Annotated in this window: 18 protein-coding genes and 1 riboswitch; of the genes, 3 read left to right on the top strand and 15 right to left on the bottom strand. The window is 73.0% G+C overall.

The features are described from left to right. Nucleotides 1–16: 16 nt before the first annotated feature. The 11 genes from Sdagh_RS27220 to Sdagh_RS27170 all read right to left on the bottom strand — a co-directional run bounded on the left by Sdagh_RS27220 (nt 17) and on the right by Sdagh_RS27170 (nt 11,459). On the bottom strand, nt 17–970 hold the full coding sequence (locus Sdagh_RS27220) for a Ppx/GppA phosphatase family protein (RefSeq protein WP_190076586.1): 954 nt from the start codon (nt 968–970) through the stop codon (nt 17–19). Then, on the bottom strand, nt 967–1,500 hold the full coding sequence (locus Sdagh_RS27215; protein ID WP_190009175.1) for a DUF501 domain-containing protein: 534 nt from the start codon (nt 1,498–1,500) through the stop codon (nt 967–969). The genes Sdagh_RS27220 and Sdagh_RS27215 overlap by 4 nt, the downstream gene beginning before the upstream one ends. 30 nt (nt 1,501–1,530) lie before the next feature. Continuing rightward, a complete protein-coding gene (locus Sdagh_RS27210; protein ID WP_189414723.1) occupies nt 1,531–2,013 on the bottom strand; it encodes an FtsB family cell division protein in 483 nt (160 codons plus the stop codon). Nucleotides 2,014–2,108: 95 nt separating this feature from the next. After that, nucleotides 2,109–3,389: a phosphopyruvate hydratase gene (gene eno, locus Sdagh_RS27205; RefSeq protein WP_189414722.1), complete on the bottom strand. Its 1,281-nt coding sequence runs from the start codon at nt 3,387–3,389 to the stop codon at nt 2,109–2,111. 249 nt (nt 3,390–3,638) lie between these two features. Further along, nucleotides 3,639–4,385, bottom strand: a complete 747-nt coding sequence (locus Sdagh_RS27200) for a LysM peptidoglycan-binding domain-containing protein (RefSeq protein WP_189414721.1) — start codon at nt 4,383–4,385, stop codon at nt 3,639–3,641. A 3-nt stretch (nt 4,386–4,388) separates the two neighbouring features. Beyond that, nucleotides 4,389–4,555, bottom strand: a riboswitch (cyclic di-AMP (ydaO/yuaA leader). Between the two features lie 182 nt (nt 4,556–4,737). Further along, complete coding sequence (locus tag Sdagh_RS27195) at nt 4,738–5,805, bottom strand: LysM peptidoglycan-binding domain-containing protein (RefSeq protein ID WP_190076587.1); 1,068 nt, start codon at nt 5,803–5,805, stop codon at nt 4,738–4,740. Nucleotides 5,806–5,973: 168 nt separating this feature from the next. Next, entirely contained in the window at nt 5,974–7,260 is a 1,287-nt protein-coding gene (locus tag Sdagh_RS27190; protein WP_372478477.1) for a cytochrome P450 family protein, read from the bottom strand. A 51-nt stretch (nt 7,261–7,311) separates the two neighbouring features. Beyond that, on the bottom strand, nt 7,312–8,322 hold the full coding sequence (locus tag Sdagh_RS27185; protein ID WP_190076588.1) for a nucleoside triphosphate pyrophosphohydrolase: 1,011 nt from the start codon (nt 8,320–8,322) through the stop codon (nt 7,312–7,314). Between the two features lie 24 nt (nt 8,323–8,346). Beyond that, the gene (locus tag Sdagh_RS27180) at nt 8,347–8,994 is read right to left on the bottom strand and encodes a SurA N-terminal domain-containing protein (protein WP_189414718.1); all 648 of its coding nucleotides are present in this window, start codon (nt 8,992–8,994) and stop codon (nt 8,347–8,349) included. A 276-nt stretch (nt 8,995–9,270) separates the two neighbouring features. Continuing rightward, nucleotides 9,271–10,758 (bottom strand): serine/threonine-protein kinase, encoded by a 1,488-nt coding sequence (locus tag Sdagh_RS27175; protein WP_360018514.1) that lies wholly within the window; start codon nt 10,756–10,758, stop codon nt 9,271–9,273. 38 nt (nt 10,759–10,796) lie between these two features. Further along, the gene (locus Sdagh_RS27170) at nt 10,797–11,459 is read right to left on the bottom strand and encodes a hypothetical protein (protein ID WP_189414716.1); all 663 of its coding nucleotides are present in this window, start codon (nt 11,457–11,459) and stop codon (nt 10,797–10,799) included. A 154-nt stretch (nt 11,460–11,613) separates the two neighbouring features. On the opposite strand from Sdagh_RS27170, the gene Sdagh_RS27165 reads away from it, so the two are divergent. After that, a complete protein-coding gene (locus Sdagh_RS27165) occupies nt 11,614–11,862 on the top strand; it encodes a hypothetical protein (protein WP_189414715.1) in 249 nt (82 codons plus the stop codon). 63 nt (nt 11,863–11,925) lie between these two features. Here Sdagh_RS27165 and Sdagh_RS27160 read toward each other — a convergent pair whose 3' ends face one another. Continuing rightward, a complete protein-coding gene (locus tag Sdagh_RS27160) occupies nt 11,926–12,732 on the bottom strand; it encodes an HNH endonuclease family protein (RefSeq protein WP_370594894.1) in 807 nt (268 codons plus the stop codon). 141 nt (nt 12,733–12,873) lie between these two features. Between Sdagh_RS27160 and Sdagh_RS27155 the strand changes: the two genes are divergently transcribed. Beyond that, nucleotides 12,874–13,086, top strand: a complete 213-nt coding sequence (locus Sdagh_RS27155) for an antitoxin (RefSeq protein WP_189414714.1) — start codon at nt 12,874–12,876, stop codon at nt 13,084–13,086. A 71-nt stretch (nt 13,087–13,157) separates the two neighbouring features. On the opposite strand, the gene mfd is transcribed toward Sdagh_RS27155, so the two are convergent. Next, on the bottom strand, nt 13,158–16,718 hold the full coding sequence (mfd, locus tag Sdagh_RS27150; RefSeq protein ID WP_189414713.1) for a transcription-repair coupling factor: 3,561 nt from the start codon (nt 16,716–16,718) through the stop codon (nt 13,158–13,160). An 813-nt stretch (nt 16,719–17,531) separates the two neighbouring features. Between mfd and Sdagh_RS27145 the strand changes: the two genes are divergently transcribed. After that, nucleotides 17,532–17,675: a hypothetical protein gene (locus Sdagh_RS27145; RefSeq protein WP_189414712.1), complete on the top strand. Its 144-nt coding sequence runs from the start codon at nt 17,532–17,534 to the stop codon at nt 17,673–17,675. Nucleotides 17,676–17,758: 83 nt separating this feature from the next. Here the strand turns inward: Sdagh_RS27145 and Sdagh_RS27140 are convergent, their stop codons facing one another. Continuing rightward, nucleotides 17,759–20,335 (bottom strand): ABC transporter permease, encoded by a 2,577-nt coding sequence (locus tag Sdagh_RS27140; RefSeq protein ID WP_190076589.1) that lies wholly within the window; start codon nt 20,333–20,335, stop codon nt 17,759–17,761. Next, nucleotides 20,332–21,150 (bottom strand): ABC transporter ATP-binding protein, encoded by an 819-nt coding sequence (locus tag Sdagh_RS27135; protein ID WP_189414710.1) that lies wholly within the window; start codon nt 21,148–21,150, stop codon nt 20,332–20,334. The genes Sdagh_RS27140 and Sdagh_RS27135 overlap by 4 nt, the downstream gene beginning before the upstream one ends. Nucleotides 21,151–21,273: the final 123 nt, after the last annotated feature.

Genomic DNA, 21,273 nt, shown 5'->3' with positions numbered 1-21,273 from the left:
CGCCTGGCAGTGCCGCTCAGCGCGCCCCGGCGGCGCAGCTGTGAGCGATGCCGTCCAGGATGTCGTGCTCGCTGACGACGACCTCCGCGGCGCCGGTGCGTTCCATGATCGTGCGCAGGACGAGCGCGCCGGCGCCGATCACGTCGACGCGGCCCGGGTGCATGGCGGGAATCGCGGCGCGTTCGGCGTGGGTGGAGTGCAGGAGGCGGGCGGTGATCTCGTCCACCTGGGCGCGGGTGACGCGGGAGTGGTGGATCGCCTCGGAGTCGTACTCCGGGAGGCCCTGGGCGATCGCGGAGATCGTCGTCACCGTGCCGGCCAGGCCGACCAGGGTGCGCGCCTCCCCCAGCGGGACCGTCTCCCCGGCGAGGTCCAGGGCCGCCTCGATGTCGTCCCGCATCGCCGCGATCTGCTCCTCGGTGGGCGGGTCGGTGACGGCGCCGTCCACCACCAGGTGCCGCTCGGTCATCCGGACGCAGCCGACGTCGACGGAGCGGGCGGCGCGGACCCGGTCGTCGCCGACGACGAACTCGGTCGAGCCGCCGCCGATGTCCACGACCAGGAAGGGGCGGTGGAGGTCGGCGCGGCCGGTCAGTTCCCTGGTGGCGCCGGTGAAGGAGAGCGCGGCCTCCTGGTCGCCGGTGATCACCTCGGGTTCGACGCCGAGGATGTCGAGGACCCCGCGCACGAAGTCGGCGCGGTTCTCGGCGTCCCGGGAGGCGGAGGTCGCGACGAACCGGACCCGTTCGGCGCCGTGCCGCTTGATGATCCCGGCGTACTCGCGGCAGGCGGCGAAGGTCCGCTCCAGCGCCTCGGGGGCGAGGCGTCCGGTGCGGTCGACGCCCTGGCCGAGCCGGACGATGGTCATCCGGCGGTCCAGGTCGGTCAGCTCGCCGGTCGCCGGGTCGGCGTCCGCGACCAGCAGCCGGATGGAGTTGGTACCGCAGTCGACGGCGGCGACTCGGGTCACTTCTCGTCCTCCTCGGCGGGCGGGGTCACGCACGGGCCCTTGCGCCACCACTCGGGCAGCATCCCGATGGCCTCGTCGCCCAGCGGGTTCACGCCCGGCCCGGCGGCCAGCGAGTGGGCGACCAGGACGTGCAGGCACTTGACCCGGTCCGGCATGCCGCCGGCGCTCGGGAATCCGGTCAGCTCCTCGATCTCGTCGCGGCGCCGGATGTAGTCCTCGTGCGCGGCGCGGTAGGCGGCGGCCAGTTCCGGGTCGGCGGCCAGCCGCTCGGTCATCTCCTTCATCACCCCGTTCGCCTCCAGGGTGCCGATGGCGGAGGCGGCCCGCGGGCACGTCAGGTAGTACAGCGTCGGGAACGGCGTGCCGTCGGGCAGCCGGGGCGCGGTCTCCACGACGTCGGGCTGCCCGCAGGGGCACCGGTGCGCGATGGCGCGCAGTCCGCGCGGCGGACGGCCCAACTGCTGCCGGAACGCCTCGACGTCCGCGTCGGTGGGTTCGGTGCGCGGGGTGGGCGGCGGGGGCGTGTGCATGACTGGCTTCTGTCGGTCTTCCTGTAAGTCCTACTGATGACTGGTGCCGGCGTCGGCCTTGTCGACCCCGTCGAAGACGGTCCGGTACCAGGGGCGGCCGGCCGCTCCGGCGCCGGCCCGGGACTGCCGCGCCGTGCCCGGGTCGATGACGATGAAGCCCGTCTCCCCCGGCATCACGTAGTGCAGCCGCTGCCGGATCTGCTGCTCGGCGTAGGCGTCGTCCTGCCAGCGGGCCTTGAGGTCGCGCAGGTGCTCGACGCGCTGCCGGGCCTGCTGCTTCTCCCGCTGGAGGTCGGCGATCTCGGCGCGCTGGGCGACGTACTGCCGTATCGGGTAGGCGAGCACCACGACGAGGGAGCAGAGCACCATCACGAGCAGGGCCGCCCGGCCGGTCAGCCGGGAGCGGCGGGCCTGCCGCTTGGTCTGCGAACGGTAGACCCGGGCCGCCGTCTGCTCCCCCAGCGCCCTGATCCTGGTCGTGGTGGAGAAACGGTCCCGGTCCTTCACGGCCATCCGTCTTCCGCCTCCCGTGCACGCGCGTACGTCCCCGCACACGGTACGGGACCGGGTACGGGGACGTACGTACGACGCTGCCTACCGGCGGGCGGTCAGCCCTTGAAGCGGGGGAACGCCGAACGGCCGGCGTACACCGCGGCGTCGTCGAGGATCTCCTCGATGCGCAGCAGCTGGTTGTACTTGGCGACGCGCTCGGAGCGGGCCGGGGCGCCGGTCTTGATCTGGCCGCAGTTGGTGGCGACGGCGAGGTCGGCGATGGTGACGTCCTCGGTCTCGCCGGAGCGGTGGGACATCATGCACTTGAAGCCGTTGCGCTGGGCCAGCTCGACGGCGTCCAGGGTCTCGGTGAGCGAGCCGATCTGGTTGACCTTGACGAGCAGCGCGTTGGCGGCGCCCTCCTCGATGCCGCGGGCGAGGCGCTCGGGGTTGGTGACGAACAGGTCGTCACCGACGAGCTGGACCTGGTCGCCGAGGCGCTCGGTGATGGTCTTCCAGCCCTCCCAGTCGTCCTCGAACAGCGGGTCCTCGATGGAGACCAGCGGGTAGGCGTCGACCAGCTCCGCGTAGTAGTCCGTCATCTCGGCGGCGGTGCGCTCCTTGCCCTCGAAGGAGTAGACGCCGTCCTTGTAGAACTCGGAGGCGGCGACGTCCAGGGCGAGGGCGATCTGCTCGCCGGGGGTGTAGCCGGCTTCCTTGATCGCTTCGAGGATGAGGTCGAGGGCCTCGCGGTTGGAGCCGAGGTTCGGGGCGAAGCCGCCCTCGTCGCCGAGGCCGGTGGAGAGGCCCTTGTTCTTCAGGACCTTCTTCAGCGTGTGGTAGACCTCGGCGCCCCAGCGCAGGGCCTCGGAGAAGGACTCCGCGCCGATCGGGGCGATCATGAACTCCTGGATGTCCACGTTGGAGTCGGCGTGCGAGCCGCCGTTCAGGATGTTCATCATCGGCACCGGCAGCAGGTGCGCGTTCGGACCGCCCAGGTAGCGGAAGAGCGGCAGGTCGCTGGCCTCGGAGGCGGCGTGCGCGACGGCCAGGGAGACGCCGAGGATGGCGTTGGCGCCGAGCGAGCCCTTGTTGTCGGTGGCGTCCAGGTCGAACATGGCCTGGTCGATCAGGCGCTGCTCGGTGGCGTCGTAGCCGACCAGCTCCGGGCCGATCTGCTCGATGACGGCGAGGACGGCCTTCTCGACACCCTTGCCGAGGTAGCGGTTGGCGTCTCCGTCGCGCAGCTCGATGGCCTCGAAGGCGCCGGTGGAGGCGCCGGACGGGACGGCGGCACGACCCGTGCTGCCGTCGTCGAGGCCGACCTCGACCTCGACCGTGGGGTTGCCTCGGGAGTCCAGGATTTCCCGGGCTACGACGACGTCGATGGACGGCACGAGCATCTCCTTCTTCAATGTGACGCTTCGGTGTGACGCGGGTGCGCGGCACGCGGCGGCTCTGCGGGTCCGAGCCTAACCGGCTCCGGGCGATCGGCCAGCCGGTCACCCACCCGTTGTACGGAACCGAGAGTAAATTGTTTCTGAACGGAACAAAAGAAGCCCCCGCTTTCGGGCGGCCGGACCTGGACATGACCCCGCCCCGGCGCGTACGGGGGAACACGCGCCGGGGCGGGGAGCCGTGCGGGCTCAGCTGAGGTGCAGCTGCTGGCCCGGGTAGATGAGGTCGGCCTCGTCGATGATGTCGTCGTTCAGGTCGAACAGCTTCGACCAGCCGCCCTTGACGTCGTGCGCCGCGGCGATCGAGCTGAGGGTGTCGCCCTTGACCACCTTGTACTCGCCGTCGCCCTTCTCGACCTTCTCGCCGGTCGGGGTGGTGACGGTCTTGCCGGACTTCTGCGTGGACTCGGCCGCCGGGCGCTCCTGCGAACGGCTGGCGGGCTGCTCCTCGGCCGTGCGGCTCCCGGTGGAGCCGGTGCTCTGCTCCTGGGTGCTCTGCTCCTGGCCGCTCTGCGAGGAGCTGCCCGAGGAGCCCGAGGAGGAGGAGCCGGAGCCGCTGTACGAGGCACCCGACAGGCCCGTGCCGCAGTTCGGCCAGGCACCCTTGCCCTGGGCCGCCAGGACCTTCTCGGCGACCTGGATCTGCTGGTCCTTGCTGGCCTGGTCGGCGGTGGAGGCGTACTGCGTGCCGCCGTACGCGGCCCAGGTGGAGGCGGAGAACTGCAGACCGCCGTAGTAGCCGTTGCCGGTGTTGATGGACCAGTTGCCGCCGGACTCGCACTGGGCGACGGTGTCCCACTCGGAGGTGGTGGCGGCGGAGGCGTTGCCGGCCGCCATCAGCGGGGCGGCGACGGCGGCGCCGGTCACGCCGGCGATGGCGATGGCCCGGGTGGCCTTGAACGGACGACGGTGCTTGCCCTTGCTGGAAAACAGCATGGTTGATCCCCTCACCGACGCCTGCGAGGTGAGCTGTCGGGTTCGGGCCGGTTGAGTTGCCCGGCCGGGTCCCTCACGGGAGCCGGCTTCACCCCTAGCCGCCCCGGCTCAACTGCCCGGTGCGGCGCCTACCTTGGGTCCCCCGCTCCTGCCTGCGGCGCTTGACGCGACGACTGTTCCCGGACTGCCGCTGGCAGGATTCGGCGTTGCGGCGGCCGGGGCCCGCGATGGCGAGCGGTCTTGACCGTAGCCAGGCTCGCGGGGGATTTTCAAAGACGATCAGTACTTCTGAGACCTATCTCTCACGATGTTTATTACGGACATTCAGCGCGAAGCATGACGCGAACTGCCGCTACTTTTCAACCGGTTCGACCGCAACCGCAAGCTTCTGACCGGGCAGGATGTGGTCGGGGTCGGCGCCGACGGTGGCCTTGTTCCCGGCATAGAGGGAGTGCCATCCCCCGTCCAGCTCCAGCGAGTCGGCGATGGCCCAGAGACTGTCGCCGGTCCGCACGGTGTACGTCCCGTCCGCCGCGTCGCGGGTGTCGCCCTCGCCGCGCGAGGCATGCCGCCCGGAGGACGCCGCCGAGCGGCCGTCCGCGGCCTCGCCGTCGGCGGCCGTGCGGCGGTGCCGTCCGGCGCCGGAGGCGTCCGGCCCGACGGTCTCCGTCAGATGCGAAGTCGCGGGGCGGGGCTCGACGTTGCCGGAGCCGTCCCGCTCGGTGGTGGCCGCGTCGCCGGGGTCGCCGGAAGCGGCGCCCGAAGCGGGCGAAGAGGGGGAATCGGAGGAAGTGTCGGACTTCGGCGTTTCATCACTGTCGTCCGACGAGGTGTCATCCGTCGCCCCGCCGGAGGGGGTGGGCGACGGCGAGCCCTTCGACGCCTTCGCACCGGCGGACTCCTCCGACGGGGCGGAGGAATCGGATGAACCGGAGGAAGCGGATGAATCATCCGGCTTCGACTCCGAGTCCGGCTTCGCCGTCGACCCCGCGCCCGACTCCGCCGTCGTCCCGGACGCGTCGTCCGACGCGCCGGCGTCCGGGGAGCCGCCGTCGAGGCCGGAGAGCAGCCCGCAGGTCGGCCAGGTGCTGACGCCCTTCGCGGCCAGGACCTTCTCGGCGACCCGGATCTGCTGGGCGCGGCTGGCCTGGTCGGCACTGGAGGCGTAGGCGAGGCCGCCGTACGCCTCCCAGTCGTCCTGCGTCAACTGCAAACCGCCGTAGTACCCGTTGCCGCTGTTCTGGCTCCAGGCGCCGCCGGTCTCGCACTCGGCGACACGGTCCCAGGTCGTGCCGTCGGCCGCGTGGGCGCCGGTGGCTCCGAGGAGCGGGATCGCGATGGCGGAGCCGGTGACTCCGGCAGCGACGACCAGGGCCGGGGCCTGGCGGGGGCGACGGTGTCGGCCGTTCCCGGAGAGCATGCGGAGACCTTTCACGAGACAGCAGGGCCCGCGCGGCGGTCTGACTCGGCGCCGCGCTGATCCGTGAACGTATAGGCATACGATCACTCATCACAAGTTCATGCCGTGCAGATCACATGGAGATCACGGACCTGAGTGCGTGTCACCTTTGCGGGTGTGACGGCTCCTTCAGGGGACGGGGGTGAAGGAGACGGGCAGGGTGCGCAGGCCGCGCATGATGAGGCCGCCGCGCCAGCGCAGTTCGGCCGGGTCGGCGGCCAGACTCAGGTCGGGCAGGCGGGTCAGCAGCGTGGCGAGCGCGGTCTGGCCCTCCAGGCGGGCGAGCGGGGCGCCGAGGCAGTAGTGGATGCCGTGGCCGTAGCCGAGGTGCTGGCTGTCGCGGCGGGACAGGTCGAGGGTGTCCGGGTCGGTGAAGCGGGCCGGGTCCCGGTCGGCGGCGGCGAGGACGACCAGGACCGGCTCGCCGGGGGCGATGTCCTGTCCGCCGAGGGTGAGGGGCCGCGTGGCGTACCGCCAGGTGGCCAGCTCGACCGGGCCGTCGTAGCGGAGGAGTTCCTCCACGCCCGTCTCCAGGAGGCCCCTCTCCCCCGCGGCGAGGGAGTCCTGGAGACGGGTCCGCTGGCCGGGGTGGGTCAGCAGGGCGTAGGTGCCGTTGCCGATCAGGTTGACCGTGGTCTCGAAACCGGCGAAGAGGAGGATGAAGGCCATCGCGGCGGCCTCGTTCTCGGTGAGGTGCTCGCCGTGGTCGGAGGCGCGGATCAGGCCCGAGATCAGGTCGTCGCCCGGGTCGGCGCGCTTGCGGTGGATGAGGTCCGCGAGGTAGCCGCGCATCTTCTTCACCGACCGGGCGACCCCGCCCCGGGGGCCTCCGCCGTGCCGGATCATCATGCCCGCCCAGTCCCGGAAGTCGTCCTGGTCCTCGCGGGGGACGCCGAGCAGGTCGCAGATGGCGTAGATGGGGAGCGGGAAGGCGAACTCGTGGATGAGGTCGGCGCTTCCCGTGCCGGCGAACCCGTCGATGAGGCCGTCCGCCAGTTCCTGCACCCGGGGCGCGAACTCGGCCACCCGGCGCGGGGTGAACGCCTTGCTGACCAGCCGCCGCAGCCGGGTGTGGTCCGGCGGGTCGATGTTGAGCAGATGCGTCATCAGCTCGGCCTTGCGCTCGCCCGGGATGCCGGTCTTGCCCTTGGCGTGGGCCGGTTCGGCGTGGTGCGCCGGGTTCTTGGACAGCCGGGGGTCGGCGAGCGCCTGCCTGGCGTCGGCGTACCGGGTGACCAGCCAGGCCTCCACCCCGCTGGGCAGCCGGGTGCGGTGCACGGGGGCGTGCTCGCGCAGCCAGGCGTAGGCGGGGTAGGGGTCGCTCGCGAATTCCCAGGTGAACAGCTCGGGGGCGGGTCCGGGGGTGGTCGCGGAGGCGGCGGGGGCGGTGCTGGGGGTGTGGGCGTGCTCGGTCACGCGTCGACCGTATCCGTCCCTCTCCCTGCTCCCCCGTCCGCGTCCCTCTCCCTATTCCCCCGTCCGTTCCCCCGGCCGCGTCCGGGTCTCCGCTTCCCGGATCGCGTCCCGGTAGGCGCGGGCCGCCGCGCGCAGGGCGGCCTCCGGGTCGACGCCGTCCGCCTCGGCGCGCACGGCCAGCGCCAGCAGCTCGTAGCCGAGGCCCTCGCCGCGCGGCAGCGGCACGTCCAGGCCGGCCGTGCGCACCCGCGAGGCCAGCTTGGCGGCGAGGGCCAGGCCGGGCTGGCCGAGCGGGACGCCCTCGGTGACGGAGGTGCGCTGCTTCTCGGCCTGCTTGGTGCGCAGCCAGTGCGCGCGGACCTCCTCCGGGGTGGTGGCGGTCGCGTCGCCGAAGACGTGCGGGTGGCGGTGGATCAGCTTGGCGACGATCGTGCCGGCCACGTCGTCGACGGAGAACGGGGCCTCGGGGTCCTCCTCGGCGATCCGGGCGTGGAAGACGACCTGGAGGAGGACGTCGCCGAGTTCCTCGCGCAGTTCGTCGCGGTCGCCGTCCTCGATGGCCTCGACCAGTTCGTACGCCTCCTCGATGGCGTACTTGGCCAGGCCCTCGTGGGTCCGCCGCGACGACCAGGGGCACTCGACGCGGATGCGGTCCATGACCTGGACGAGGTCGAGCAGGCGGGCGCCGGGCAGGTCGTAGGAGGCGGGCAGCAGCTCCAGCTCGGGCATGGTGACGCGGCCGGAGCCGGCCAGCCGGGCCAGTCCGTCGGTGAGGGCCGGCTCGCCCTCGCCGGTCGCCACGACGACCACCGTGTGTCCGCCCGCGCAGGCGCCGACCAGTTCCTCGGCGGTCGGGGCCGCCTCGTCGACCCGTACGCCGGCCTCCCGCAGATACGGCAGCTGCGGATGGGCGCCGTCCGCGCACAGCACGCGGTCGGCGGCGCGCAGCGCCTGCCAGGCCGGCCAGGAGAGCAGGCCGGGGGCGACGCGGTGGCTGGTGGTGAGCAGGACGACGCGGCCGGGGGCGGGGGTGGGGGCGGTTTCGGCGGAGGTGGCGTTCACCTCCGAAACGTAACCCACCCGCCGTCACGCGGTCAGCGGTGCTCCAGCGGCCCCCGTGACCTCCCGGACCCAGGGGGTCTTCGCGTCGGCGCGGCTGCTCTTCTCGACGTCCCAGGTGCCGTAGCGCGGGTTCAGGTCGATGTCCAGCTCTTCGGAGGTCTTCGACAGGGCCTTCCAGAAAGCGGGCTGCCCGGTGTCGGTGCCGAGGTGCTCGGCGAGCTTCTGGGCCTCCAGCTGGAGGCGGAGGTTGTCGTCGACCCGCTGCGGGGCGATGCCGTACTGCTGGAGCCAGACCGTCTCCAGGCCCTCGGCGCCGCCGGCCTGCTGCTCCAGCGCGGCACGCATCCGCTGGATCTCCTTGCGGGTGACGGTGACGCCCGCGTCCTGGGCGGCGCGGTGCAGGACCCGGTCGAGGACCATGCTCTGGAGGGTGTCGCGGGTGAGGCCGCCGGTCCTGGCGATGGCCTGCTCGTACTGCTGCTCGTCGGGGACGGCGGCGCGCTGGGCGGCACGGACCTCGTCGACCCGGTCCTCCAGCTGCGCGACGGTGATCCGCCGGCCGTCGACGACGGCCGCCGCGCCGGGGTGCGCGTCGTTGCCGCAGGCGGTGAGGAGGGGGGCCGCGGCGGCGATCGCGGCGGTGAGGACGAGCGCGGTGCGGCGGCGGTGCAAGGGTTACCTCCCGTTGGAGATTGTGCGACGGTGCACAAAGTCTTGCGGTGATCGATGGTAGGCAGCGGGCGGCCTCCGGCCAACCCATTCGACCAACGATTCACCGGGACTTACGGCACCGGCACATCCGGGCGGCGGACCGGGCGCCGGGACACCGCGCGCCCCGTCCTGGGGGGCGACGGCCGTGAGCAGGAGGAGTTCCCGGCCGTCCCACCGGACCGTGATGGCCTGCTCCGGGCCGGTGCAGGACGAGGACGGGGTGCGGGGCGGGAACGTTCAGCCGCCCATGCGGCCCAGCCAGTGCAGGGTGCGGCGCAGGTCCCCGGCGAGGGGGTGGCCGGGGCCGCGGGTGTGCTCGACGTCGTGGAGGAGGCGGACCAGCGTGGCGTGGGCGCCGGCACGGTCGCCGAGGGCGAGGAGCAGCAGGCCGATGCGGCGGCGCAGGTCCAGGACGAGGTCGGGATCGTCGGCGGCGACGTACCGGTTCTCGTAGAACGGCAGCAGCGCCCGGTACTCGGCGAGGGCGGCGGCCGGTTCGCCGAGCTGTTCCAGGCACTGGGCGGCCTCGAAGCGGAAGCGCAGGGACCGCGGGTCGGCCTGGCCGGCCTCGGCGGCGCGTTCGTCGGCGAGGCGGCGCAGTTCGGGCAGGGCACGCCGGTACTGGCCGTCGTCCAGGAGGGTGGCCGCGTACTGCTTGCGCAGGGTGCGGACGACCGGGGAGTGCTCGCCGTGCTGCTGGGCCGCGGCGGGCAGGATGGCGCCGAGGAGGTCGACGGCCTGCGTGATGCGGCCCTCCCCGAGCAGCCGCTTGACCTCGTCGACGGCCCGCGCGACGTCCGGCTTCTCCTCGACCGGCGCGACGGGGGCGGGCTGGGGCGCGGGGGTGCGGGCACGGTCGGGCCAGGGGGCGTGCGGGCGCAGGAAGGGGCGGGTGGGGTCGAGGGGCGCCCCGGTGGGCGTGCCGCGGGCCGGGAGGAGCGGCGCGAGGTGCTCGTAGACCTCCTGGGCGGAGGCCGGGCGGTGCTGGGGGTCCTTGGCGAGCAGGCGCAGGACCAGCGTTTCGAGGGCCTCGGGGATCTCGGGGCGGATCCGGCGCACCGGCAGCGGCGGCTCGTACAGGTGGCGGTGGAGCACGCCGAGGGCGGTGGAGCCCGCGAACGGCACGTCGCCGCTGAGCAGTTCGTGCAGCAGCACCCCGAGGGCGTACAGGTCGGTGTAGGGGCCGACCGCGCCGCCCATCGCCTGTTCCGGGGCCATGTAGGCGGGCGAGCCGATCGGGGAGCCGGTGTGGGTGAGGCGGGTGGTGTCGTTGTCCATGACGGAGGCGACACCGAGGTCGAGGACGGTGACGGTGCCGTCCTGCTTCACCATCACGTTCCGCGGTTTGAGGTCGCGGTGGATGATCGGCACGGCGTGCACGGCGCTCAGGACGGCGCACAGTTGCGCGGCGACCGCGACGGCCCACTGCCATGGGTACGGGCCGTGCTCGGCGAGGTGGCCGGAGAGGTCGGCGCCGTCGACGTACTGCATGACGAGGAACAGTTCCTCGCCCTCGCTGCCGGCGTCGTGCACGGTGACCAGGCCCGGGTGGTCGACCTGGGCGGTGACGCGGCACTCGCGCGCGAAGCGGCGGCGCAGTTCGCCGGCCTCCTGGCCGGCCACCTTGTCGGGGCGCAGCAGCTTCACCGCCACCCGCCGGTCCAGCCGCTGGTCGTACGCCGTCCAGACCTGGCCCATGCCGCCCTGCCCGATGAGCGTGGCCAGCGCGTAGCGGCCGGCGACGACCCGTCCCGTCGTCACGGTCACCGTCCGCCCTCGCGCTCCCGGCCGGCGCCGCCGTCACCGCTGCCGCCGCCGCTGCTGTCGTGCTTGCGCAGGTAGTCGCTGAGTTCGTCGAGTTCGGCACGGACCTGGTCGATGCGGGCCGGGGCCGGGCGGTGCGGCGGGGGCGTGGGCACCGGGGGCCCGGCGGGTACGGGGGTGTGCGCCGCCGGGGGCGGCGGGGCGAACGGGGGCCGGGGCGAGTACGGGACCGGCGTGGGGGCGTAGGGGCCGGCCTGCCGCCCGCCGTGACCGGTCGGGTGGCCGGGGCCGCCGTAGTAGGGCGGGGCCGGTCGCGGCGGGTAGCCGGGGAACGGGCGCGGCTTGGCGTGCGCGCGGACGTCGACCACCAGGAAGTACGCGGTGGACGCGGCGCCGAGCAGCAGCAGGACGGCCATGGCGGCGTCCGTCCGGGGGTCGGTCTCGGGCAGCGAGCCGACCACCGCGAGGCCCCCGGCGGAGACCGGCATGCTCAGCCAGGCCGCCGCCCAGTCGTACCACCGGCCGCGCAGCACCGCGACCCGGAACAGCGGTACGCAGGCGAGGAGGCCGCAGGTGAGGAAGCCGGCGACGGCGAACAGCACCCGCAGGGTGACGACGGTGGCCGCGCTGCGCGAGGGCGGCCCCACGCTGTTGCCGTACATGACTGCTCCTGGACCGGTGGCGCCGGCATGGCGGACGGACGGTTCGTTCACGCTGTTCGTACGGGCTTCCGCTGGTAGTCCAGAGGTACGGAGTCCCGCCGAGGACCCGAGCGTATCGGCCGGCACCGACACGCGGCCCGGGGATGCCGAACCGTTGCGGTACGGGCGGGCCGGGCGCCGGCCATCCGCCGGGGGCGGCCGTGCCGTCCGTCCGGCCGTCGCGCGTCCCGCGCAGGCGCTGCGCACCGAGGCGGCCCGCTTCCCGGAGGGCGCGTTCGGACTCGTCCGGGTCAGCGGCTCCGCGGCGGATCCCGGCAACCTCACCTTCAGTGACCACGACGTCCCGGTCGCGGCCGCCGAGCCCGCCGGAGAGATCCTCGGCCTTGACGCGCCGGGCGGCTGACCGGTCCGCCGTGAGCCCTCCGCGTCACCCCACCCGGCACCGCCCACCTCCCGCGGCTCCGCGTCACCCCCCGCACTGCCTCGCCAACGCGCTCCGGTCCGCCGTCGTCACCGGCAGCTCGTACTTGACGGCGACCTGCGCGAAGCGGACCGCGTACGCGCAGCGGATCCTCTTGCTCGGCGGCAGCCAGGCCGCGGGGCCGGAGTCGCCCTTGGCGGAGTTGGCGGTGCCGTCGACCGGGAGGAGGTTGAGGGGGTCGTTGGCCAGTTGCCGCCGCTTGCTCTCCGGCCAGCGCGAGGAACCCATCTGCCAGCTGTAGGACAGCGGCACCACATGGTCGATCTGCACCTCGGCGGCGTCCTGCTTGCGCCACTCGATGGTCCGGGCGGTGTACGGATCGTCCAGGGTCATGGAGACGACCACGCAGTCGGAGCCAGACTTGAACCTCACCTCCTCCCCGTCGCGCTGGAGGACGTCGTTGCGGGTGTCGCAGCCGTTGCGGGCGAACGGCACTCCCTCGGCCGTGTCCATCCAGGCGTAGCCGAACTCGTCGCGGTCGTAGCCGGTCTTCGGGCCGCGGCCCTTGGTCCTCAGCTGCTCGATGAGGTCGCGGGCGGCGGTACGGTCGTCGCCCGTGACCGCCGCCAGGCCGGGTTTCGTGCCGTCCGGGTTGCTCAGCGGGCTCACCGCCCGGCCGTCCGCCGGGGCGGCCGACGCGTCGCCGCCGCCCGCGCCGGCGCTGCCGGAGGACGTGGTCCCGCCCTCCTGGACGCTGTCGCACCCGGCGACCAGGGCCAGCGCCAGTGCCGCGCAGACGGCCCAGTTCTTGCCGGTCGGTCCCGTACCCCTCGTGGTGTGCCGCCGCCTCACGCGTGCCTCCCCTTGCCGTGCTGTCGATCACTCATCACCGTAGCGAGGCAGAGGTCCAGACCAAATACGACCTTAAGGGGCATACGTGACGCATCCGGCGTACCGTCGGAAAAAGGAGTCACTCCTCGGAAGGAGCTGTGCATGGGCATCCTCGACAAGGTCAAGAGCATGGCCGGCAAGGACAAGGACCGGTCCCGGAAGGTGTCCGACGCCGCCGAGAAGCAGGTCAACCGGCGGACCGGCGGCAAGTACGAGAAGCAGGTGGACACCGCCCAGCAGCAGGCCGAGGGCAGGCTCGGCATGGGCAGGCGGGGCATGGGCAGGCGGGGCGGCGACCGGCCGGACCAGCGGTGACGCACCGCTCCGCGTAGACAAGGCCGTCCGCGGTGCCCGGGCACCGCGGACGGCCGCGCCTCACTCCCGGGTCAGGACCCCGGCACGGTCGTCAGGAACTCCCCGACCCAGCTCAGCAACTCCCGCCCGACCAGCGGCTTCCCGCCGACCTTCGCGGTCTTCGGGCGCGGTACGAGGATCTGGTGCGCGGTGGCCTTGATGACGCTGCCGGGGTAGATGCGCTTGAGCCGCAGCTCCTGGGACTCGCGCAGCTCGACGGGCGCGAACCGGATGTTGTTGCCCTGGAGCACGATCTCGCCGACGGCGCACGCCCGCGCGAGCATCCGCAGCCCCGCCACCAGCAGCAGGTTCTCCACCGGTTCGGGGAGTTTGCCGTAGCGGTCGACGAGTTCCTCCCGTACCGCCCGGATGTCCTCCTCGCTGTTGGCGGAGGCGATGGAGCGGTACGCCGCCAGGCGAAGCCGCTCGCCGGGGGCGTAGTCGTGCGGGACGTGCGCGTCGACCGGCAGCTCGATCTTCACCTCCAGCGGCGGTTCCTCCTCCACGCCGCCCTCCAGCGCGGCCCGGTAGTCGGCCACCGCCTCGCCGACCATCCGGACGTACAGGTCGAAGCCGACGCCGGCGATGTGCCCGGACTGCTCGCCGCCGAGCAGGTTGCCCGCGCCGCGGATCTCCAGGTCCTTCATGGCCACGTACATGCCCGCGCCCATCTCGGTGTGCTGGGCGATGGTGGCGAGCCGTTCGTGCGCGGTCTCGGTGAGCGGCTTCTCCGGCGGGTAGAGGAAGTACGCGTAGCCGCGCTCCCGGCCGCGGCCGACCCGGCCGCGGAGCTGGTGGAGCTGGCTCAGGCCGAAGTTGTCGCCGCGCTCCACGATGAGGGTGTTGGCGTTGGAGATGTCGATGCCGGACTCCACGATCGTGGTGGAGACGAGGACGTCGAACCGCTTTTCCCAGAAGTCGACGACGACCTGTTCCAGGGCCTGCTCGGACATCTGGCCGTGCGCGGTGGCGATCCGCGCCTCGGGGACGATCTCGCGCAGCCGCGCCGCGGCCCGGTCGATGGACTCGACGCGGTTGTGGATGTAGAAGACCTGGCCCTCGCGGAGCAGTTCGCGGCGGATGGCGGCGCCGATCTGCTTCTGCTCGTAGGGGCCGACGAAGGTCAGCACCGGGTGCCGTTCCTCCGGCGGGGTGGTGATCGTGGACATCTCGCGGATGCCGGTGACCGCCATCTCCAGGGTGCGCGGGATGGGGGTGGCGGACATGGTCAGCACGTCGACGTTGGCGCGGAGCTTCTTCAGCTGCTCCTTGTGCTCGACGCCGAAGCGCTGCTCCTCGTCGACGATGACCAGGCCGAGGTCCTTGAACTTGGTCTCGGAGGAGAAGAGGCGGTGGGTGCCGATGACGACGTCCACCGAGCCGTCGCGCAGCCCCTCCAGGGTCGCCCTGGCCTCGGTGTCGGTCTGGAACCGGGACAGCGCCCGCACGTTCACCGGGAACTGCGCGTACCGCTCGCTGAACGTCCCGAAGTGCTGCTGCACCAGCAGGGTCGTGGGGACGAGGACGGCGACCTGCTTGCCGTCCTGGACGGCCTTGAAGGCGGCCCGGACCGCGATCTCCGTCTTGCCGTAGCCGACGTCGCCGCAGATCAGGCGGTCCATCGGGACCGTCTTCTCCATGTCCTCCTTGACCTCGGCGATGGTGGTGAGCTGGTCCGGGGTCTCCGCGTAGGGGAAGGCGTCCTCCAGCTCGCGCTGCCAGGGGGTGTCGGGTCCGAAGGCGTGGCCGGGGGCCGCCATCCGCGCGCTGTACAGCTTGATGAGGTCGGCGGCGATCTCCTTGACCGCCTTCTTCGCGCGGGCCTTGGTCTTCGTCCAGTCGGCGCCGCCGAGGCGGTGCAGCGTGGGGGCCTCGCCGCCGACGTACTTGGTGATCTGCTCCAGCTGGTCGGTGGGGATGTACAGCCGGTCACCGGGCTGGCCGCGCTTGGCCGGCGCGTACTCCACCACCAGGTACTCGCGGGTGGCGCCCTGCACGGTGCGCTGCACCATCTCGATGTACCGGCCGACGCCGTGCTGCTCGTGGACGATGTAGTCGCCCGCCTCCAGGGTGAGCGGGTCGATGGTCTTGCGGCGCCGGGCGGGCATCCGCGCGCCTTCGCGGCCGGCGGCCTTCTGCCCGGACAGGTCGGTCTCGGTGAGCACGGCGAGTCTCAGCGCCGGCTCGACGAACCCGTGGTCGATCGACCCGCAGGCGACGTGCACGACGGACGGGCTCAGCTCGCCCAGCCCGGCCGACTTCGCGCCGGGGACGTCGAGCCGGGCGGCAATCCCCTCCCCGCCCAGCACCTCGACGGTACGGGCGGCCGTCCCGTGCCCCTCGGTCACGTACGCGACCCGCCAGCCGTCGGCCAGCCACCCCTTGGTGTCGGCCAGCGCCTTCGCGGTGTCGCCGCGGTAGCTCTCGGGGGCGTGCATGCCGAGCTTGAGGGTGTCGGCCTCCTCCAGGGCGTCGTCGGCGGCGAACGGCGACACCGACCACCACATCATGCCCAGCTCGCGGGCCCGGTCCCGGACGTCCGCGAGGGACCACAGGGAGGCGGCGTCCACGTCGATCGGCGCCTCGCCGCCCTGGGCGGTCGCCGCCCAGGACGCCTGGAGGAACTCCTGGCTCGTCGCCACCAGGTCGGCGGCGCGCGTCCGCACCCGCTCCGGGTCGCACACGACGGCCATGGCACCGCCGGGCCCCTGCGGCAGTACGTCGAGCAGCAGCTCCATCTCGTCGACGAGGACCGGCGCGAGGGACTCCATGCCCTCGACGGCGATGCCCTCGGCGATCTTCCCGAGCAGCTCGCCCAGCTCGGGGTGCCGCTCGGCGAGGGCCGCGGCCCGCTCCCGCACCTGGTCCGTCAGCAGCAGCTCCCGGCAGGGCGGCGCCCACAGCCCGTGCTCGGCGACCTCCAGGGACCGCTGGTCGGCGACCTTGAAGTAGCGGATCTCCTCGACGTCGTCGCCCCAGAACTCGATGCGCAGCGGGTGCTCCTCGGTGGGCGGGAACACGTCGAGGATGCCGCCGCGCACGGCGAACTCGCCCCGCTTCTCCACCAGCTCCACGCGCGCGTACGCGGCGGCGGCGAGGGCGCCGACGACCTCCCCCAGGTCGGCGCTCTGCCCGCTCCGGAGCGCCACGGGCTCCAGATCGCCCAGCCCCTTGACCTGCGGCTGGAGCACGGAGCGCACCGGCGCGACGACCACGGAGACGGGCCCCGTCTCCGGGTCGTCGGCACGGGGGTGGACGAGCCGCCGCAGCACCGCCAGCCGCCGGCCCACGGTGTCGCTGCGCGGGCTGAGCCGCTCGTGCGGCAGCGTCTCCCAGGACGGGTACTCCACGACGCCCTCGGGCGGCAGCAGTGAGCGCAGGGCCGCGGCCAGGTCCTCCGCCTCCCGTCCGGTCGCGGTGACGGCGAGCACGGGCCGGCCCGCGTCCCGGGCCAGCGCGGCGATCGAGAAGGGCCGGGCGGCGGGCGGGCCGACCAGGTCGATGTGCATACGGTTGCCGTCGCCGGCCGCCGCGATCGCTTCCGCGAGGGCGGTGTCCTTGACGACGGCGTCGAGCAGACCGTGCAGGCTCATGGAGAGGCTTTCCGTCCGAACTGTGGAACCTGGGGTGGACAACACGAAGGGCCCGGCGCGCTCGGCGGGCCGGGGGTGTCCAGGGTACGTCGCCCCGGCACGGTACGCCCGGGGGTGTGGACAGCGCGCCTTTCCGCGGCGACGGCGGTCCGGGAACAGGGGGTGCCGGACGCCCAGCCCCTCACCGGCCGGGCGCGACGGCTGTCCTCAGATCATGTACGGGTCCCATGTACGGGTCCTCACTGCCGGCATTGGTCCACCGCGTCGGCAGTGGTCCACTGCCTCACGGACACGGCAGTCCGGTTGGCCGAGGAGACGGAGAAGAACCCCGCGTCGGCGGCACGGCCGACGACGTGGACCGATCGGACGGAGCGAGCAGCCGTGACCGACCGTATCCGCCGGGCACCGACCTGGATGAGGGCGCTCCGGTGCGGCCCGCGCACCCGTCGACGCCTCGGCCGACCCCCGGCGCCCCGCGGAGCCGTACCGTACCCGCGCCGGCACCTACCCCCTACGGCCCTGCTCGGGTACTGCCCCCCGTTCCCCTCCGGGCTCCCGGCGCCACGGAGGGAGGCCGATGACGAGCGCCCCCGAGACGGACTGGCAGCGCACCTACCGTCAATGGTTCGAGCACGCGCGTGTGAGGTGTGCGGGCGGGTGGCTCGCGTCGCGGAAGGGTGTGAGCGGGGGCGGGAGCTGTGGGGCGTCTACCGGAGGACCGGGCCGGGCGTGGAGCGCCGGGCGGGATCTGCCGCGGGTGCCGGCGGAACCGTTCCGACTCGCGCGGATCGGCGGGGGGTGCCAGTAGTGGGCATGACCCTCGAGGTCTGCCGGATCGACCCGCGAACCGGTGAGCGGACCCAGGTGCGGGAGAAGTGCGAGGTCACGCCCGACGCGGTGCCGGAGCTGAGCAGCCGGATGCCGCCGTGCGCGTGCCCGCGCTGCCGGCGGCGCTGACACCGGGCGCACAGCGGCGCCGGGGAGTCTCCATGACTCCCCGGCGCCGTCCCCCGTGCCCCCCGTGCTCCCCGTGCCGGTGGTTACTCCGTCGCAATCGCGTTCAGGACGTTCATGCGGCCCGCGCGGAACGCCGGGATCAGGGCGGCGAAGAGGCCCACGAAGGCGGAGGCGATGAAGACCCCGGCGATCGTCGGCCAGGGGATGTCCAGGACGTTCAGGCCCTCCAGGGCGAGGAGCCGCTGGGCGGTGGTGCCCCAGCCCATGCCGAGGCCGAGGCCGAGCAGGGCGCCGAAGAGGGCGATGACCACGGACTCCAGGCGGATCATGCGGCGCAGCTGGCGGCGGGAGAGGCCGATGGCGCGCATCAGGCCGATCTCCCGGGTGCGTTCGACGACCGACAGGGCCAGCGTGTTCACCACGCCGAGGACCGCGACGACGATCGCCAGGGCGAGCAGGCCGTAGACCATGTTGAGCAACTGGCCGATCTGGTCCTTCAGTTGCTGCTTGTAGTCGGTCTGGTCGCGGACCTGGTACTGCGGGTAGGCGTCCAGGGACTTCTTCAGCGCCGCGTACGCCCGGTCCTCCTGGCCGTCCGCCGCCTTGGCGAACATGATCGTGTCCGGGGGTACGGCGGTGGCGGGCAGGTACTTCCGCATCGTGTCGAGGCTGATGTACCGGGCGCCCTGGTCGATCGCCGTGTCGTCGTCCGTGACGGCGGCGACCTTCAGTTCCGCCGTCTTCCCGCCCTTGAAGGCGACGGTGATCGTGTCGCCGACGCCGACGCCGTGCTCCTTGGCGTAGTCCGAGCCGACCGACATCGCGTCCGTGCCGTACGCGTCGGCCAGATCGCCGGCCGTGGTCGGGCGGCGCAGGTCCTCGGCGTAGGTGGCGTCGGCGGCGGTGAGGCCGGAGTCGTCCTTGTCGCCGTCGGGCGAGGTGAGCGTGGCGTCGAGGGTCTTGTAGCTGGTGACGTGTGCCAGGCCCGGCGTGTCCCGCACGGCCCGCTCGGCCTGCGGCACGATCCGCTGGTTGCCCTCGACGATGAAGTCCGCGCCGACCGACTGGTCCAGCTCGCTGGTGGCCGAGGCGACCATCGAGGAGCCGACCACCGACAGGCACGCCACCAGTGCCAGCCCGATCATCAGGGCCGCGCCCGTCGCGCCGGTGCGGCGCGGGTTGCGCAGCGCGTTGCGCTCGGCCAGGCGGCCCACCGGGCCGAAGACCCGCAGCAGCACCGCGCCGAGCACCCGGACGACCGCCCCGGCCAGCAGCGGGCCGATCACCACGAAGCCGATGAGCGTGAGCACCACGCCCACGCCGAGCAGGGACGCCCCCTCGCTCGCCTGGTCCGCCGTACCGGCCGCGTACAGGGCCGCGCCGCCCGCGAGGGTGAGGACCAGGCCGGTCGCGGCGCGTGTCCGGCCCGCCCTGCCGTCGGCCGGGGTGCCGGCGTCGCGCAGCGCGGCCATCGGGGAGACCTGGCCGGCCCGGCGGGCCGGGAGGTACGCGGCGAGGACGGTGACGACGACGCCGAGGACCAGGCCGACGGCCGGGGTGGCCGCCTTCACCGTCAGGTCGTCGGTGGACAGGTTCATGCCGGCCGCCGACATGAGCCGCATCAGGCCGACCGCGATGCCGACCCCCGCCGCGACACCGAGGACCGAGCCGACGACTCCGAGGAACAGCGCCTCGATCAGCACCGAGCGGTTGACCTGGCGGCGGGAGGAGCCGATGGCCCGCAGCAGGCCGATCTCGCGGGTGCGCTGGGCGACCAGCATCGAGAAGGTGTTGATGATCAGGAAGATGCCGACCAGGAACGCGATCCCGGCGAAGCCGAGCATGGCGTACTTGATGACGTCCATGAACTCGCCGACGTCCGCGCGGGCCTCGTCCGATGCCTCCTGGGCCGTCTGGACCTCGTACCCGCCGCCGGTGGAGCCGGCCAGGGCCGCGGAGACGTCCTGCTTCAGCCGCGCGTCGGGGACACCGTCCGCCGCGGTGACGTTGAGCTGGCTGAACCGGCCGGTTCCGCCGAGCAGTTCGCGCTGGGCGGTGGCGGTGTCGAAGTAGACCACCGCGGCACCGGGGTTGGTGACGGTGAAGGAGGCGATGCCGACGATCCGGGTCCGGAAGTCGCCGGTCTGCGCGATGGTGCGCAGCTCGTCGCCGATCCTCAGGTGGTGCTTGTCGGCGGTGTCGGAGTCGATCATCGCCTCGGTCGGACCGCGCGGGGCGTGCCCGGAGGTGATCTCCATGGACCGCAGGTCGTTCCTGGTCCAGTTCCCGGCGATGGTGGGCGCGCCGCTGGTGGCGCCCACGTTGTCGTTGCCGGAGTCGACGACGGTCACGTTCATCGAGACCACCGCGCCCTCGGCCGACTTCACGCCGTCCACCGAGCGGACCGTCTCCAGGGTGGCCGCCGGCAGGGCCGCGGGCACCCCGTTCTGCGGTGCGTCCTCGGCCTCGGCGTCCTTCGGGGCGACCGTCACGTCCGCGGAGGTCACGGCGAAGAGCTTGTCGAACGTCGTGTTCATCGTGTCGGTGAACACCAGCGTGCCGCAGACGAACGCCACCGACAGCAGCACCGCCACCGCCGACAGCGCCATCCGGCCCTTGTGCGCGAAGAAGTTGCGCATCGAAGTCTTCAGCACGGTCATGACGTACGCCCCCGGGCGCCGAGGCCGGGAGTCTGCGGCTGTCCGCCGGAGAAGCGCAGCATCCGGTCGAGGACCCGGTCGGCGGTGGGGTCGCGCATCTCGTCGACGATCCGGCCGTCGGCCAGGTACAGCACCCGGTCCGCGTGGCTCGCGGCCACCGGGTCGTGGGTGACCATCACGATGGTCTGGCCCAGCTCGTCCACCGACCGGCGCAGGAAGCCCAGCACCTCCGCGCCCGCCCTGGAGTCGAGGTTGCCGGTCGGCTCGTCCCCGAAGATGATCTCGGGCCGCGCGGCCAGCGCCCGCGCCACCGCCACCCGCTGCTGCTGGCCGCCGGAGAGCTGGGCCGGCCGGTGCTTGAGCCGCCCGGCCAGCCCCACGGTCTCCACGACCCGGTCCAGCCACGCCCGGTCGGGCCTGCGGCCGGCGATGTCCATGGGCAGCGTGATGTTCTCCAGCGCGTTCAGCGTCGGCAGCAGGTTGAACGCCTGGAAGATGAAACCGACCCGGTCCCGGCGCAGCCGCGTGAGCTTCTTGTCCTTCAGGCCGGTGATCTCGGTGTCGTCCAGGTGGATCTGTCCGGACGTCACCGTGTCGAGCCCGGCGAGGCAGTGCATCAGCGTGGACTTGCCGGAGCCCGACGGCCCCATGATCGCGGTGAACTCCCCGCGCGCTATGTCCACGTCCACGTGGTCGAGGGCGACGACCCTGGTCTCCCCCGTCCCGTACGCCTTCACCACCTGCCGCGCCCGCGCGGCCACGGCCGTACGGCCTCCGGTGCTCCCCTGTGCGGGAACGGTCACGGCCGATGTCATGGCATGTCTCCTAAGTCGGTCATCAGATGTGCCGCCGGTGCCCCGGCGACGGGTGACGCGTGGATGTGCTCGGCGAGCCGGACGGGCGGGACGGCCGGACCGCCCGCCGCGGGAAGAAGTCTC

This window comes from Streptomyces daghestanicus (assembly GCF_020521275.1).
GTDB lineage: Bacteria > Actinomycetota > Actinomycetes > Streptomycetales > Streptomycetaceae > Streptomyces > Streptomyces griseoviridis.
The sequence above is the reverse complement of the archived record's forward strand: the minus strand, read 5'-3'. Positions and strand labels throughout refer to the sequence as shown.

Bases quoted from the DNA above. Each gene is read 5' to 3' on its own strand.
- Sdagh_RS27195 (WP_190076587.1), bottom strand. From the start codon at position 5,805: ATGCTCTCCGGGAACGGCCGACACCGTCGCCCCCGCCAGGCCCCGGCC.
- Sdagh_RS27170 (WP_189414716.1), bottom strand. From the start codon at position 11,459: ATGTACGGCAACAGCGTGGGGCCGCCCTCGCGCAGCGCGGCCACCGTC.
- Sdagh_RS27215 (WP_190009175.1), bottom strand. From the start codon at position 1,500: ATGCACACGCCCCCGCCGCCCACCCCGCGCACCGAACCCACCGACGCG.
- Sdagh_RS27200 (WP_189414721.1), bottom strand. From the start codon at position 4,385: ATGCTGTTTTCCAGCAAGGGCAAGCACCGTCGTCCGTTCAAGGCCACC.
- Sdagh_RS27135 (WP_189414710.1), bottom strand. From the start codon at position 21,150: ATGACATCGGCCGTGACCGTTCCCGCACAGGGGAGCACCGGAGGCCGT.
- mfd (WP_189414713.1), bottom strand. From the start codon at position 16,718: ATGAGCCTGCACGGTCTGCTCGACGCCGTCGTCAAGGACACCGCCCTC.
- Sdagh_RS27155 (WP_189414714.1), top strand. From the start codon at position 12,874: ATGGGCATCCTCGACAAGGTCAAGAGCATGGCCGGCAAGGACAAGGAC.
- Sdagh_RS27140 (WP_190076589.1), bottom strand. From the start codon at position 20,335: ATGACCGTGCTGAAGACTTCGATGCGCAACTTCTTCGCGCACAAGGGC.
- Sdagh_RS27210 (WP_189414723.1), bottom strand. From the start codon at position 2,013: ATGGCCGTGAAGGACCGGGACCGTTTCTCCACCACGACCAGGATCAGG.
- Sdagh_RS27145 (WP_189414712.1), top strand. From the start codon at position 17,532: ATGACCCTCGAGGTCTGCCGGATCGACCCGCGAACCGGTGAGCGGACC.